This window comes from Chroococcidiopsis sp. [FACHB-1243] (assembly GCF_014696895.1).
In the GTDB taxonomy this organism is placed as follows: Bacteria; Cyanobacteriota; Cyanobacteriia; order Cyanobacteriales; family Chroococcidiopsidaceae; genus Chroococcidiopsis.
Map to the genome: position 1 here is coordinate 25,530 of NZ_JACJQX010000050.1, position 14,686 is coordinate 40,215.

Here is a 14,686-nt window from a genome sequence, read left to right on the forward strand (position 1 = left end):
TTAGCAAACGGTTACATTGAATCGAGTTCGGTTCTTGCTCAAGTCGCGATCGCAATTGCCCCACTAGGGGTTAGGGAGAAGATAAAGGGGAATTGTAGAGACGTTACATGTAACGTCTCTACAATTCCCGACTCCCTACTCCTACCTTTGGTTGATAAGTCGAAGCGACGTGTAATTCTTTCAACTGTTTTGCGTCCACTCCAGAGGGTGCGTCAGTTAATAGACAACGGGCTTGTTGCGTTTTTGGAAAGGCGATCGCATCTCGAATTGATTCTTCCCCTGTTAGTAACATCACCAATCGGTCTAATCCATAGGCGATCCCGCCGTGGGGAGGAGTGCCATATTCAAATGCTTCTAGGAGAAAGCCAAACTTGTTATAAGCTTCTTCTATCGACAAACCAATTGCGGCAAAGACCTGTTCTTGGACTTCCCGTTGATAAATCCGCAAGCTTCCGCCACCGACTTCAAAGCCGTTGAATATTAAGTCATAAGCTTGAGCGCGGGCTGTTTTCAGGTCGTGCAGGTCGTCGGGATGGGGGGCTGTAAAGGGATGGTGTAACGCTTCTAGACGCTTTTCGTCGGCATTCCATTCAAACATGGGGAAATCTGTCACCCACAACAAATTGATTTTGCTGGGGTCGATATGCCCCAATTCGCAGCCGATAACTTGTCGCAAGCGGTCTAGGGTTTTGTTAACTACATCTGTAACTCCAGCACCAAATAGTAATAAGTGTCCTGGTTTTGCCCCAGTGCGACTCAAGAGTTCTTGTTTTTGTTCGGGGCTGAGGTTGTCTTTAATTGCACCAATCGTGTCAATTTCTCCATCTTCACGAACGCGAATATAGGCAAGTCCTTTTGCACCTGCGCTTTCGGCTTCCTTAAATAAATCGCCGCCTGGTTTGATCCGCACGTTAGAAATGGCTTCATTGCCGTTGGGAATAGGCAGAATTTTGACAATCCCGCCAGATTTTACAGCACCGGAAAAGACTTTGAAGCCGGAGTCTTTGACGAGATCGGAGACATCGACTAATTCCAGGTCGAAGCGGGTGTCTGGTTTATCGCTACCGTAGCGTGCCATTGCTTCGGCGTAGGTGAGGCGAGGGAAAGGACGGGGTAGATCGATCCCTTTAACTGTCTGGAAAATATGACAAACTAAACTTTCATTAAGCTCCAAAATTTCTTCTTGAGACATGAAACTCATTTCCATGTCTAGCTGGGTAAATTCTGGCTGACGATCTGCCCGTAAATCTTCATCGCGAAAGCAACGGGCAATTTGATAGTAGCGGTCAAAACCCGATACCATCAGCAATTGCTTGAATAATTGCGGCGATTGTGGTAGTGCGAACCATTCACCAGGATTGGCACGACTGGGAACTAAGTAATCTCTCGCGCCTTCAGGAGTAGAACGGGTAAGAATTGGGGTTTCGATTTCAATAAAGCCTTGTGCGTCTTCTAGAAAACGACGCATGGCTTTGATAACTTGGTGGCGGAGTTGCAAGTTGCGATTCATGCGATCGCGACGCAAATCTAAATATCGATACTTGAGGCGCAATTCTTCCCGTACTGACTCGGTTTCAGCCGTACTGACTTGAAAGGGTAGCTGTTTGCTGACAGCGTTGAGCAACTCAATTTTATCGGCGTAGATTTCGACTTCTCCTGTCGGTAGCTTGGGGTTGAGAGATTCTGGAGGACGCTGGGTAACTCTACCCGTAATGCAGACTACGTACTCATTCCGCAGTGCTTCCGCTTGATGGTATGAATCGGGAGTGCGTTGAGGATCGCTGACAATTTGGACAAGTCCCGTGCGATCGCGCAAATCTAAGAAAATCACTCCTCCGTGATCGCGGCGACGGTCTACCCAACCATATAGGGTAACTGTTGCTCCAATATCTTCTGTGCGGAGGTCGCCGCAATAGTGGGTTCGCATAACTATCGATTCAAACTCAGGTTAGTAATGACAATGCTAGAAATTGACAAAGCCTTCCTATTATCTAGCATTCCGATCGGTCATTGGTCATTTATTATTGGTCATTTTTCACAGAAGTCAGAAGCCATAATGCCAGTTGTTAGAATAACCCACGAATAAATTCGGACGTACTGGAATACGAACTTATAAACGGATGACGTTTCTACGCAACTTCAGGTGGTGAGGCAACCTCACCACCTGCCCACTGTACTGCGTATCTCAATATGATTGTTGATTTTTTCGGGCGCTGTTAATACACTCTAAAAGACTTAACCATTTGCTGTAGCTTTGGTGCGGTTTTTTGCCAACGCTGTTCCGTGGTGGAGGCGTTAAAAGTAAGGAGTTTGCCACGACTAACGGCAACACTAGCAAGATTGTGCCGTTGTTGCCGATCGGGTAACTTTACAGCATATTCTAGTATGTAGTAGGTTTTGCCGTTAAAGTCTTGTTGTCCAGCATTAACTAATTCTGCTTCTCGTCCTGAATCAGGCGGTGCGATCGCGCTTTTGCCGAGTTTATAACCCACATCGCCAGGAGTTCCCAAATCGGCTAGGGTTTTGCCATCTGCGATGGAACCGATAACGACAGACACATTCTCTGTGGTTTCAATCAAATCGTGCAATACGATATCAGGACCGTCTGTTACTTTAACTGGTAGCCAGCCGTTAGGGTACAAGAACTCATATCCATCAACGCTATCGACAAAGCTTTTAAGTCCAGCAGTTGATAGTACGCAACCCGATAGACTCAGCGCCGTCAATACTACGAGTAAAATCGATGCAATCCGTTTCAACATTTTTAATAGTGAGTGGTGAGTGGTGAGTGGTCATTTGTCATTGGTCGCTGCTCCCTGCTCTTGCGCTCCCTGTTCCCTGTTCTCTGACAACTGATTTGTATTGTCCCATCCCAGTAACCTTCACAACTCCAGAAAGATAGCAGACAGTTATGTGATGAAATTTAGATATTGAATAAATTTAGTAACATTTAATACATTTATCTGATAGGGCGGTTGCTAATGTCGCTATTATGCAGATTGTATACAGCATTCAAATACTACAGAGAAGTAAGCTCAAAAGTAAACAGAGTTTGCTTTCAATTGAGTATGGAATACCGCTAAAAGACAAGTATATAATACTAAGCTTCTAGGGTTCCGGTTTGTAGCGTCTCAGCTTAAGCTGTTAGATCGCTTAGCAAATGCAGGTCCAAGAGAAGCGAACTGGCTATGCTAAAAATTTTCCGAGTTTTTAGGTGAGTAGCTAGTCACACGGAAGGAGAAAAGCCTGGGAGGAATATCAGTTGTGACTACTGATGTTATACTCCTGGGCTTTTTGCATAATTAGCGACCTAATCTAGTTTGAAAAATTTTGAAAAATTAAGTGAGGGCGATCGCATGACTCATAATTCTGAAAATCCTTTGTTTCAGAGTCCAGACAACAACAATCATCAACCCCCTACTGAAGCCCAACGCGCTTTAGAATTAGAAACACGACTGCCGATGACAGGATGGCAGCAAGAGGTATCGAAAGGACTAGAATACGGATTAGAAGCAGCACAGAGCATCCGCGATCGCACGATTCCTACCTTTTCTCGCGGCGAGTTACCCCACTACGCCGGAATTAATACTTTCCTCAAAGCCCCATACTTAGAAGATGTGCGTCAGGTAGGAAATTACGACGTGGCGATCGTTGGCGTTCCCCATGACTCCGGTACGACCTATCGCCCTGGAACCAGATTTGGACCTCAAGGTATTCGCCGCATTTCTGCCTTGTATACGCCCTATAATTTCGAGTTAGGTATCGATTTACGCGAACAAATTACGATTTGCGATGTTGGAGATGTCTTCACCATTCCTGCCAACAACGAAAAATCCTTCGACCAAATTTCTAAAGGCGTTGCCCACATTTTCAGTTCTGGGGCATTTCCAATTATTCTGGGTGGCGATCACTCGATTGGTTTCCCCACGGTAAGGGGTGTATGTCGCCATTTAGGAGATAAAAAAGTTGGTATCATTCACTTCGATCGCCATGTAGACACCCAAGAAACCGATTTAGACGAACGGATGCATACCTGCCCATGGTTTCACGCCACTAATATGAAAAATGCGCCAGCTAAGAATTTAGTCCAACTGGGTATTGGTGGTTGGCAAGTCCCAAGAAACGGGGTGAAAGTCTGTCGCGATCGTGCCACCAATATTCTCACAGTTACAGATATTGTCGAAATGGGCTTAGACGCAGCCGCAGAATTTGCCATCCAAAGAGCAACAGACGGTACAGACTGCGTTTACATCAGTTTTGATATCGATTGTATAGATGCAGGATTTGTCCCCGGTACTGGCTGGCCCGAACCAGGCGGTTTGTTACCCCGCGAAGCCCTGTCACTACTGGGTAAAATCGTGCAAAAAGTCCCCGTCTGCGGTCTAGAAGTTGTGGAAGTATCGCCCCCTTACGACATCAGCGATATCACCTCTCTAATGGCAACCCGCGTAATTTGCGATACAATGGCGCACCTTGTCCTATCGGGACAACTACCCCGCAAAGAGAAACCAGCTTACATTCATCCCGAATCCCAACCCGAACTCGTCGCTTGGACTTAGTTTGTCATTTGTCATTCGTCATTTGTCATTTGTCGGGAGATAGGAGAATTTGAAAGTCAGAATGATACTTCCCCCTACTCCCTACTCCCTACTCCCTACTCCCTCTCTATGCACGAAACCGACATGACCAAAGCGCTGATTCTTACCGTGCGCGACTGGTGGGAAGCACAGCCAGAAAAACCCCAAATCTCTCGAATTCACCTAATTGTAGGTCGGTTTACCTGCGTAGAGCCTGCCAGTTTGGAATTTGCCTTTGAAGTTCAAACGCGCAATACCTTTCTTGCAGGGGCGACACTAGCAATTCAAGAAACACCCTTAATTGCCTTTTGCCATCGTTGCCAACAAGAATATCGTCCTGAAATTGGACTGCAATATGCTTGTCCGCAGTGTAAATCTCCTATGGAAGACATTCGCTCTGGACGAGAACTAAAAATCGATCGCATCGAATATTCAAATAAGGATGAGAGGTAATTGGTAATTGGTAATTGGTAGTTGCTCCCTTGTCTCCCTTGTCTCCCCCCTCTCCCTTGTCTCCCTTGTCCTACCCTCACTCCTCACCCCTAGTTATGCACCAAACATTTGACGCTGCCCTCGGGATTAATTTACTCCATGCCAATCAGGAAGGGGCTGACCATAACCGCGCCCATTTTGATGAGTGGGGAATTACCTGTTTCAATGTTATGAGTAGCCCTGGTGCTGGTAAAACAGTATTACTCGAAAAAACACTGGCAGCTTTAAAAGACGATCTCAAAATTGCTGTCATTGAAGGTGATATGACTACTGAATTGGATGCCGATCGCCTGCGTCAATACAATGTACCTGTAATTGCAATTAATACTGGACGTTCTTGCCATTTAGACTCAAAAATGGTGGCAGGTGGCATTCATCAATTAGAACATCAATACAATCCCGCTGATTTCGATTTAGTCCTAGTAGAAAACGTTGGAAATTTAGTTTGTCCGGCTGAATTTGAAGTAGGCGAACACGCCAAAATTGCTCTACTAAGTGTTACGGAAGGAGAAGATAAACCGCTGAAATATCCAGTCATGTTTCGCGAAGCTGATTGCTTGTTAATTACCAAAATCGATTTAGCAATCCATTTAGATATGAACATTGACACAATAGTGGCAAATGTACGTCAAATTAACCCAAACGTGAAGATTATTCCCGTATCGGCGAAGACGGGAGAGGGTTTAGCAGTATGGTTTGACTGGGTGCGATCGCAAATTGCTAAAAAAGAGATAGCGGTTAGTAAAATTCAAGGGTAAAGTAAATAAGAGAAAAAATTAGTTTCAAATCTAAAAATAGATATTTCGCCATATTTGAGTATGCCGAAATTTTTGCTGTGATAGTATATTTTTGCAGTAAAATTTAAATAATTAAAAGCTTCAAATTCTCGAAAAAGTGTAACAAACATAACGGATATAAGATAACTTACCCCGTTAATCTAAAGCGTATCGGATTGTAAGATTTTTAGCCAAAAGATCGCGTCAGTAAATACACTTTTTAGTAGAAAAAGCAATGAAACTGCGATCGATAGTTCAATCAATTTTTCTTTTTGTCATCGGTCTGGCGATCGCAGCAGGTTGTACTAACCCCGCAGTTTATATTACCACTACCACCGATGTTGCTGCTTCTGGTGATGCTGCTCCTAACGCTGCTAGCTTGGGATTCAGTGCGTGGCCTGGTTGGCTTCCTTGGCAAGTTACACAAGAGCAAAAACTCTTTGAAGCAAACAAAGCTTCAGTCAACTTGAAATGGTTTGACGGCTATTTAGAATCTATTAATGCCCTCACAACCGAACAAATTAATGCCAACAGCCAGACGCTCAACGATACAATCAGTGCCGTTTCAGGTGGTGCAGATAAAGTCGTCGTACTCGTCAACGATAACTCTACAGGTAACGATAAGGTCATCGTTCGCGAAGGTATCAATACAATTGCCGATTTGAAAGGCAAAAAAGTTGCCGCAGAAGAAGGCGCTGTAGATCATTTCCTATTGTTATTAGGAATGAAAAAAGCAGGCATGAAACCAGAAGACATTCAATTTGTCCCCTTAGAAACAGGACAAGCCGCAGCCGCTTTTGTAGGTGGACAAGTAGATGCAGTTGCAGTGTTTGCACCATTTACCACTCAAGCCTTAAAGCGTCCTGGTAGTAAAGAACTCTTTAGTTCCAAAGAATTTCCTGGAGCAATTCCCGACCATCTTGTCGTCAGCCGTCAGTTTTTAGCAAAAAGTCCCGAAAAAGTGCAAGCAATGGTCGATTCCTGGTTTGCCACCCTTGATTACATGCAAAAAGAACCAGCTAAAGCAACAGAAATTATGGCAAAACGGGCAGGAGTTAGCGTTGCAGAGTATGAGGAATACGCCAAAGGAACCAAAATATTCACTTTAAAAGAAAACCTCAAAGCCTTTCAACCAGGTAACAACATGACTTCACTGATGTATGCAGCAGAAGAAATGACTAAATTTCTCGAAGAAGTGGGCTTAGCCAAACAAAAACCAGACCTAACTAAACTCTTCAACGATCGCTTTGTAAAAGCATACGCCAAGAAACAGCGATCGGTTATCAGTTATCAGTGAAGAAAAGGTGTAGAGAATCGGTAGTTGGTAGTTGGTAGTTGTTCCTGAAGTTCCTGAAACTTCCTTGTCCCAATTTTGAATTTTGAATTTTGAATTTTTCAATATGAACACAGGATCGATGCATCCCCCGTCTAATCCAAAAACGCTTAGCCCGACGGTTTTTTGGCGGTTGGCTGAAGATATTCCCAGACCATTAAATACCTTACTAGTAGCGACTTCTATCGGTTTGCCGTTGCTGCTTTGGTGGCTGGTGACAACATTTGGTAGCGTAGACCCCAAGTTTCTGCCCTCGCCTGCTAGGGTACTCGAAGCATTTGGGCGATTGTGGAGGACTCGCGAACTGCTGAAGGATACTGTAGCAAGTCTCTGGCGAGTGGGCGTAGGGTTTTTGCTAGCGGTTGTGCTGTCGATTCCAGTTGGGGTGTTGATGGGCAGTTTTGCAAGTATTCGCGCCTTATTAGAACCATTATTTGGTTTGATGCGCTACATGCCCGCGCCTGCTTTCATTCCTTTGCTCATTCTCTATTTAGGAATTGGAGAAGAACCGAAAATCACTTTAATTTTTATCGGCGTGTTTTTCTTCAACTCCTTAATGGTGATGGATACGGTCAAGTTTGTATCAAAAGATTTGATTGAAGCTGCCTATACTCTAGGTGGCGATCGCTGGCAAACACTGACTCAAGTTATTTTTCCCCACGTTTTGCCAGGAATCATTGATGCTTGTCGGATTAACCTTGCAGCCGCATGGCAATTAGTCATCGTCTCAGAACTAATTGCTGCAACCGAAGGTTTGGGACGTAGAATCAGCGTCGCGGGTCGATTTCTCAGAACTGATGAAATTTTTGTCGGCTTAATTGTCATTGGAATTATTGGACTCACTTTTGACCTCTTGTTCCAATGGCTCTTACGAGTTTCTTGTAAGTGGGCAAGTCAGAAGAGATAAATCAGTTATCAGTCAACCATCAACCATCAACTACCAACTACCAATTACCAACTACCATGTATCTACAAATTACCAAACTCCATAAAAATTTCGAGACAAAATCGGGAACGTTAGCAGTCCTCAAAGACATTAATATGTCAATCGAGCGGGGTGAATTTATCTGTGCTGTGGGTGCATCGGGTTCGGGTAAGTCTACTCTACTGCGCCAGATTGCCGGACTCGATTTGCCAACAGCGGGAGAAGTGAAAATCGATGGCGTGCGCGTTCAAGGACCAGGACCAGATCGGGGTATGGTGTTTCAGCACTACACGCTTTACCCTTGGATGAACGTACAGGAAAATGCTGAATTTGGACTCAAACTTCAAGGCTGGTCAAAACGGGAACGGCGAGAACGAGCCAGCTACTACCTCAGCGTAGTTGGACTGACTAAGTTTGCCAAATCTCTACCCAAGGAGTTATCTGGTGGAATGAAACAACGGGTAGCGATCGCCCGCGCTCTCGCCTCGGAGCCTAAAGTATTATTGATGGACGAACCTTTCGGTGCTTTAGATATTCACACTAAAGAGTCCATGCATGAATTCATGCTGGATCTGTGGCAGCGTACCAACATCACCATTTTCACGATCACCCACGATGTGGAAGAAGCTGTCTTCCTCTCGAATCGGATCTACGCTCTCGGCGCTCGTCCTGGTACGGTCAGAAAAGAGATTTCAATTAAACTCCCCGAACGCACCCACACCGTCAAGCGTCATTCTATATTCCACGACTACTGCGACGAATTGATGGATTTACTCCGGGGACACTCACAGGAAGCCCTGGCTGTGGCTTCTTAAGCGGGTTGAAGTAAACTGAGTAAATGTCCGTCAGGAGTCCGCATGGCGGCGACTTTTCCAAAAGAAGGTTCTCGGACGCGCCCTTCGAGTTTAGCGCCCATATTTTCTAGATTGGCGATCGCCCCATAAACATCGTCTACATGAAAGCTCAAAATCGGAGAATTCCCCGTGTGCGCTTGACTCTCCGCAGCATGTAGCGCGATCGTCGTGCCATCAGCATCTAATTCTGCCCATCCAGGACTTGCCATTTTTACTTTTAGTCCCAATCCTTCTTGATAAAACTTCACCGTTGCTAGAACGTCCGTCACCATCAGCATGACGTGCTTAAACTGTGCTGTCATGAAATCTCCTCGATAAAGTTAGTTCCTTATCGATCTTGCAACATTTATACCTTTAGGAGTCGGTTGACAGTAAACGCGCTACACTCCGTGATGACGGCTGATGGTTGACTGATAACCGACAACTTTGTAGAGACGTTGCATGTAACGTCTCTACACTGACAATTGACAATTGACAATTGATAACTGAGAAATCCTATTAATCCTTGTTAAGATTGCTCGTCAGGTTCTGCAAGGTTTTGGCATCACAACTTTGGATGATGGGTGTCTGACAAGTCTAGATGATGTCAGAACTGATATGAAAAATAAAGATTTACTTTTCCTCTACTTGACTCGATCTATTTTTGCGACTCTACCCGATAAAATACTGTAATGACTTGCAGTAGATAGGAATCTTTAGCAACAAATTACTTGTAATTGCAGAGACAATACATGCTATTCAACAGACTGTTCACCGCAGGCGGCGTGGTTATGTGGCCCCTGCTCGGATTTTCCATCTTAGCGATCGCCCTAATTATCGAGCGGGCAATTTTTTGGGCGCGGATAAATAAGCGCCAGCGTCGCGTCATCCGTGAGGTATTAAACCTCTACCGCTTAGAAAATGTCGTCACCGCGCTCGAAAGGCTGAAGCAAAATGCCGACTTGCCCATGGCACGCATATTTCTCGCTGCCTTAGAACTCGAACGCCCCACACCTGAAGAGTTTCGCCTTGCTCTAGAAAGTGAAGCACAAGCAGAGATTCCCGTCTTGAAGCGATTTAACACTATCTTTGAGACAATTATTAGCATTGCACCCTTATTAGGTCTACTCGGTACGGTTTTGGGTTTGATTACCTCCTTTGCTTCTCTCAACATTGCCAACGTTGGCGCTAGCCAAACGGCTGGAGTCACGGGTGGGATCAGCGAAGCGTTGGTTTCAACGGCTTCCGGCTTGGTAGTCGCTATCTTTACGCTGCTATTTGCCAATACATTTCGAGGATTGTACGTGCGGCAAATGGCATCAATTCAAGAGTATGGCGGTCAGCTAGAACTACTCTATCGTCGTCTTTACGAACGGGGAGAAACCTATGCGTCTGCAAGATGAGCCAGAAATTCAAGCACAGATTAATATCGTGCCGATGATTGACGTAATCTTCGCGATTTTGACATTTTTTATCATGTCAACCTTATTTCTCACTCGTTCTGAGGGGTTATCAGTCAACTTACCCCAGTCAAAATCAGCTCAAACGCAACCAAAAGCACCTATTACAGTCACAATTGATGCCAAAGGTCAACTCGCCGTCAACCGCAAGCCGACTCAACTCCAATCACTCAATGGAGAATTACGACAGCTAGCACAGCCAAACCAAGAGGCACTGGTGATAGTTAATGCCGATAAATCAGTCAACCACGGACAAGTGGTATCTGTGATGGATGTGGTGAGGCAATTACCAAACGCAAGACTAGCGATCGCCACGCAGAGAGAATAACAGTGTAGAGACGTTATATGTAACGTCTCTACACCGATCGCCGATTAAAAACTAACTCTTGCGGGTACATCAGTAACGCGCAAGACCGATTCTTGTTGAAATTTTGACTTATAAGCGTCGATAATTTCCTGAATGGATCTTTCTCGTTCTAGAGTACTGACATAGAGCAATATTAAAACTTTAGAATCTTCTCTAGCTAAAATTCCAGCACTGTTAAGAAACTGACCGTAGGCATCTACTACTGTTAATCCATCGGGAAAACGAGGTGTCACTTCAGTATCTACAAATTTTTGCCATTGTTCTTCCGTGACTTCTCCTCCTCCGGGTTGCGATCGCCCAAAATACAACTCATCTCTGACGTATGCTTCGCGGTTGGCAGTAGTTTCTACTGCTGGAGTTTGAGCGCTAACTTGATGTATGTAGCTAACTGAACCTGTTAATAACAAGCCAGACAGAAAAAACGCACCTAGAATTTTGCGTCTGGTGAGCAAGATAATATTCATTTCTATCCTCAATTTGTTGACTTAATCCGACGGTCTGTTTGTGATGGCTGCTAACTATTACTTCAGACGTACACCTTTAGTTTTAGATATATATAAATTTTTTGTAATAACGTATTACAAAAATTAGTCTTTGTTTTTTCTCGATCGCCTACACTTATTTTTTTACTGAAGCTGATGTTATTTGTCTTTACCAATGACAAATGACGAATGACCAATGACAAAGTTTGACAGCTTGTCTTTTGACTAAACTCAACTGCGATCGCCATGATTGGTATAAGTGCAAACGCACTTTGTCCGTAAAAACAACAAGCAAATTAGAGGAATGTTTCAACCACGCGGCTAAATATCAAGCCTGCGTGTATGTTTGTGTGCGTTTAGCCGATATTTTTTGATAAATGCGATCGCCTCAGACATAACTGAAACTACAAGAAAAGCATGAGAGTGGCAAATTGAGGAAGATGGGACTGAAAATTTTGTTATTGCCTACAGTATTGTTGAGTTTAACCGTAGGCTCTGCTGCACTAGCAAATGAACTAGAAGATAGAAAAAAAAATGCGATCGCGCTAAAGCTGAAACTGCATCAAGCGAGAAGTAATTCACAACCAAAACTACCACGCTTGAGCCAACGAGAAAAGTTTTCTACTAATGCTATATGGTTAACGCAACGAGCGTCACCAACAATAGATGTGGCACAATCAATATCTTCTGAAGTAGAAGAACCTGCTATTGAAGACACTGATGAACTTTATATCGAGGTTGAAGGAAAAAGAGAGACAATTCCTGAAACATCAAGTCCCGTCTACATCATTCCTAAAGAAGAAATTGAGAAACAACGTCCGAATAGTGTTGCAGAAATTTTACGCAATCTACCAGGATTTGCAATTAATGATGTAGGTTTTGGCGCAGATATTCATACGGGAACATATTATCGAGGAAGCTCGATCAACCAGTCAGTTTTCTTACTCAATGGTAGACCGATCGGGTCTAATGTTAACACTTACCACGGCGCTACCGATCTAAATAGTATTCCTGTAGAGTCTATCGAACGAGTAGAATTATCGAGTGGTACGAGTTCTACTTTATATGGTTCGCAAGCGTTTGGCGGAGTTGTCAATATTGTTACTAAGCAAGGTTCTGAGATTCCCCAGCTCAACGGTTTAGCAGAATACGGTTCTTATGACCAAGATAACTATCGCATTAGTTATGGTGGCAGTGGTGGGAATTTAAAATATAGCCTTGGTTTTGAACAATACGATGCTGAGAACAATTATCGCGTTCCTGAAGGAGCAGCAAATCGAGACTCAGATGGGCGTTTATTTAACGGTGATACTGCGACTAGTAACTACTTTGGTAGCCTCAATCTTGATGTAAATTCTCGTAACACTCTCAGTTTAGATACTTACAAAATTAGTAGTCGTCGTGGTTTATTATACTTTGGTTTTCCCCTACAAAGAGATCGTTTAGACCACGATGTTTTTAATATTGGTTTATCTTGGAAAACTTTGCTAGGCAATGGAAAAGACTCCGTTCTTAGGGCTACAGTCGCCTATAATCAAGATTATTTCAATACCTACGGTCCTACGCAAAACATTTTTTATCGTACGGGAACGCTCAATTCTCAAGCTATAACTGCAAGATTAGAACACGATTGGAAAATTAACACTAGTAATAATTTGCGCTGGGGCATAGATGTCAAAAATGACTTTTTAAATGGTGATGTTTTAAGTACGGCTCCGAATAGAGCAAACTTAAATGAAGAAGAAGAAAGAGAAAGATTTCAAACTGCATTATTTGCTTTAAACACCTGGAAGATCACCAATAATTTTCAAGCCGATCTAGGGTTGAGACAAAATTTTACTAGCGAGTTTGGTAGTTATTTAAATCCTAGTGTTGGGCTACGATGGGCAATGAGTCCAGGTGTAGCTTTACGAGGAAGTTGGGCATCTGTACAGCGCGATCCTGGTATCGATCAACTATACGTTTACGACACGGTACATAATTGGTTACCAAACCCAGATCTAGAACCAGAAGTAGGTTCTTCATGGACAGCAGGAGTTGATGTCAAATTTGCCGAGAATTTAACCGGACAATTTACTTATTTCGGCAGTAGCTTAACAGATCGCTTGGGCATTCAAGCAGGTCGCTGGACGAACATTGGATTAGTTAGTACTAATGGTTTAGAAGCAGCATTGAAATGGCAAATTAATCCGCAGTGGTCAACTTTTCTCAACTATACTTATACCGATGCAAAAATTAAGTCAGGAATTGAAGAAGGATTGCAATTAGGTTTAGTTCCCTATTCCGTAGGACAAATCGGTTTAGGTTATCAATCGGGAGGATGGGAAGTTAATTTATTTGCCAGCTATTATAGTGGAGCGCGACGAGCTTTTTTCAATAACCCAGACGATAGTAATACAGATTTTTCTCCTTCTTGGTTAAGTTTAGATTTAGGGGCGCGAATTCCAATTACAAGAAACTTGGGATTAACAGTCTATCTAGAAAATTTAGCCGATCGCGCCTATGAAAAATCTAATCGAATTTACGAACCTGGTTTAACATATCGGATTGGTATTTCTTCTAATTTCTAGTCGTTGTAGAGTAGTGGGCATTGCCCACCGCTCAAAAATTAGGAAGCAATCTGACCAAAACGACGATCGCGGTTTTGATAAGCGAGTAAAGCTTGATGAAAAGCACTGCGATCGAAGTCAGGCCACAAAATATCTGTAAAATAAATTTCTGTATATGCCATTTGCCACAATAAAAAATTACTCAATCGCATTTCTCCACTAGTACGAATCAATAAATCTGGATAAGAATTTCCAGCAGTGTAAAGATATTTCTCTATTAAGTTTTCATTAACATCATCAATTTCTATTTTTTGTTGTTGAATTTGTAAAGCAATTTGCCGACAAACTTGAGCAATCTCTTTGCGGCTACCGTAATTCATAGCCACGGTAAAGTGAATGGCTGTGTTATTAATTGTGTGGGCGATTGCTCGTTCTATTTCTCTTTGCAAAGACTGCGGTAATACTGACAAATCTCCAATAAAGGAGATCCGCACTCCTTCTTTTTGCATTTGAGTTAATTCGCGTTGTAATAGTCGCTCAAATAATAACATGAGAAAATCGACTTCTTGTATAGGTCGTCGCCAATTCTCGGTCGAAAAAGCATAAGCTGTTAGTGCTTCAATTCCCCAATCTTTACAGCAGCGAAGTAGTTCTTTTAAAACTTTTGCTCCTTGACGATGCCCAGCAACACGCGGTAATCCTTTTTTAGTAGCCCAGCGTCCGTTACCATCCATAATTACAGCAATATGTTTGGGTAATTTTTGCGGATCGAGAGCGGTAGGTAATTGAGACTGGTTCTACTCTAGTTTGTGTTTGACCGGTTTTCCGGTTCCACGACCATTCAGGGACGAGGCAATCAGAAAATTTCGCAACCAGTTGTCGTGGTAGCGAA

14 protein-coding genes and 1 pseudogene are annotated in these 14,686 nt (G+C 43.4%); 10 read left to right on the plus strand and 5 right to left on the minus strand.

The annotated features are described in order from the left end of the window. Positions 1–118: 118 nt before the first annotated feature. Positions 119–1,927, minus strand: coding sequence for an aspartate--tRNA ligase (gene aspS / locus H6G17_RS27345; RefSeq protein WP_192161716.1), 1,809 nt, complete (start codon positions 1,925–1,927; stop codon positions 119–121). A 27-nt stretch (positions 1,928–1,954) separates the two neighbouring features. Between aspS and H6G17_RS34310 the strand changes: the two genes are divergently transcribed. Next, positions 1,955–2,086 (plus strand): hypothetical protein, encoded by a 132-nt coding sequence (locus H6G17_RS34310; protein ID WP_277876095.1) that lies wholly within the window; start codon positions 1,955–1,957, stop codon positions 2,084–2,086. A 130-nt stretch (positions 2,087–2,216) separates the two neighbouring features. Here H6G17_RS34310 and psbP read toward each other — a convergent pair whose 3' ends face one another. After that, positions 2,217–2,762 carry a photosystem II reaction center PsbP gene (gene psbP, locus H6G17_RS27350; protein ID WP_192161717.1) on the minus strand — a complete coding sequence of 182 codons (546 nt, stop codon included), beginning with the start codon at positions 2,760–2,762 and terminating at the stop codon, positions 2,217–2,219. A 594-nt stretch (positions 2,763–3,356) separates the two neighbouring features. Here psbP and H6G17_RS27355 point away from each other — a divergent pair. From H6G17_RS27355 to H6G17_RS27380, 6 genes are all read left to right on the plus strand, one after another. Then, positions 3,357–4,559: an agmatinase family protein gene (locus H6G17_RS27355; RefSeq protein WP_192161718.1), complete on the plus strand. Its 1,203-nt coding sequence runs from the start codon at positions 3,357–3,359 to the stop codon at positions 4,557–4,559. A gap of 108 nt (positions 4,560–4,667) precedes the next feature. Beyond that, positions 4,668–5,030 (plus strand): hydrogenase maturation nickel metallochaperone HypA, encoded by a 363-nt coding sequence (hypA, locus tag H6G17_RS27360; protein WP_192161719.1) that lies wholly within the window; start codon positions 4,668–4,670, stop codon positions 5,028–5,030. A gap of 95 nt (positions 5,031–5,125) precedes the next feature. Beyond that, positions 5,126–5,827 (plus strand): hydrogenase nickel incorporation protein HypB, encoded by a 702-nt coding sequence (hypB, locus tag H6G17_RS27365; protein WP_192161720.1) that lies wholly within the window; start codon positions 5,126–5,128, stop codon positions 5,825–5,827. Between the two features lie 253 nt (positions 5,828–6,080). Then, complete coding sequence (locus H6G17_RS27370) at positions 6,081–7,142, plus strand: ABC transporter substrate-binding protein (protein ID WP_192161721.1); 1,062 nt, start codon at positions 6,081–6,083, stop codon at positions 7,140–7,142. Positions 7,143–7,245: 103 nt separating this feature from the next. Continuing rightward, positions 7,246–8,085: an ABC transporter permease gene (locus H6G17_RS27375; protein ID WP_192161722.1), complete on the plus strand. Its 840-nt coding sequence runs from the start codon at positions 7,246–7,248 to the stop codon at positions 8,083–8,085. Between the two features lie 56 nt (positions 8,086–8,141). Next, positions 8,142–8,918, plus strand: a complete 777-nt coding sequence (locus H6G17_RS27380) for an ABC transporter ATP-binding protein (protein ID WP_015153776.1) — start codon at positions 8,142–8,144, stop codon at positions 8,916–8,918. Here H6G17_RS27380 and H6G17_RS27385 read toward each other — a convergent pair. Further along, complete coding sequence (locus H6G17_RS27385; protein ID WP_015153777.1) at positions 8,915–9,259, minus strand: VOC family protein; 345 nt, start codon at positions 9,257–9,259, stop codon at positions 8,915–8,917. The genes H6G17_RS27380 and H6G17_RS27385 overlap by 4 nt on opposite strands. Positions 9,260–9,688: 429 nt before the next feature. Here H6G17_RS27385 and H6G17_RS27390 point away from each other — a divergent pair, with 429 nt between their 5' ends. After that, the gene (locus H6G17_RS27390; RefSeq protein WP_192161723.1) at positions 9,689–10,339 is read left to right on the plus strand and encodes a MotA/TolQ/ExbB proton channel family protein; all 651 of its coding nucleotides are present in this window, start codon (positions 9,689–9,691) and stop codon (positions 10,337–10,339) included. Then, positions 10,323–10,724: a biopolymer transporter ExbD gene (locus H6G17_RS27395; protein WP_192161724.1), complete on the plus strand. Its 402-nt coding sequence runs from the start codon at positions 10,323–10,325 to the stop codon at positions 10,722–10,724. Before H6G17_RS27390 ends, H6G17_RS27395 begins: the two co-directional genes overlap by 17 nt. A gap of 44 nt (positions 10,725–10,768) precedes the next feature. Here the strand turns inward: H6G17_RS27395 and H6G17_RS27400 are convergent, their stop codons facing one another. Continuing rightward, on the minus strand, positions 10,769–11,227 hold the full coding sequence (locus tag H6G17_RS27400; protein WP_192161725.1) for a DUF3574 domain-containing protein: 459 nt from the start codon (positions 11,225–11,227) through the stop codon (positions 10,769–10,771). A 458-nt stretch (positions 11,228–11,685) separates the two neighbouring features. On the opposite strand from H6G17_RS27400, the gene H6G17_RS27405 reads away from it, so the two are divergent. Further along, positions 11,686–13,815: a TonB-dependent receptor gene (locus H6G17_RS27405; RefSeq protein WP_192161726.1), complete on the plus strand. Its 2,130-nt coding sequence runs from the start codon at positions 11,686–11,688 to the stop codon at positions 13,813–13,815. Between the two features lie 38 nt (positions 13,816–13,853). On the opposite strand, the pseudogene H6G17_RS27410 reads toward H6G17_RS27405, so the two are convergent. Continuing rightward, positions 13,854–14,585, minus strand: a pseudogene (locus H6G17_RS27410) (isoprenyl transferase); the annotation flags it as partial. Positions 14,586–14,686 lie beyond the last annotated feature (101 nt).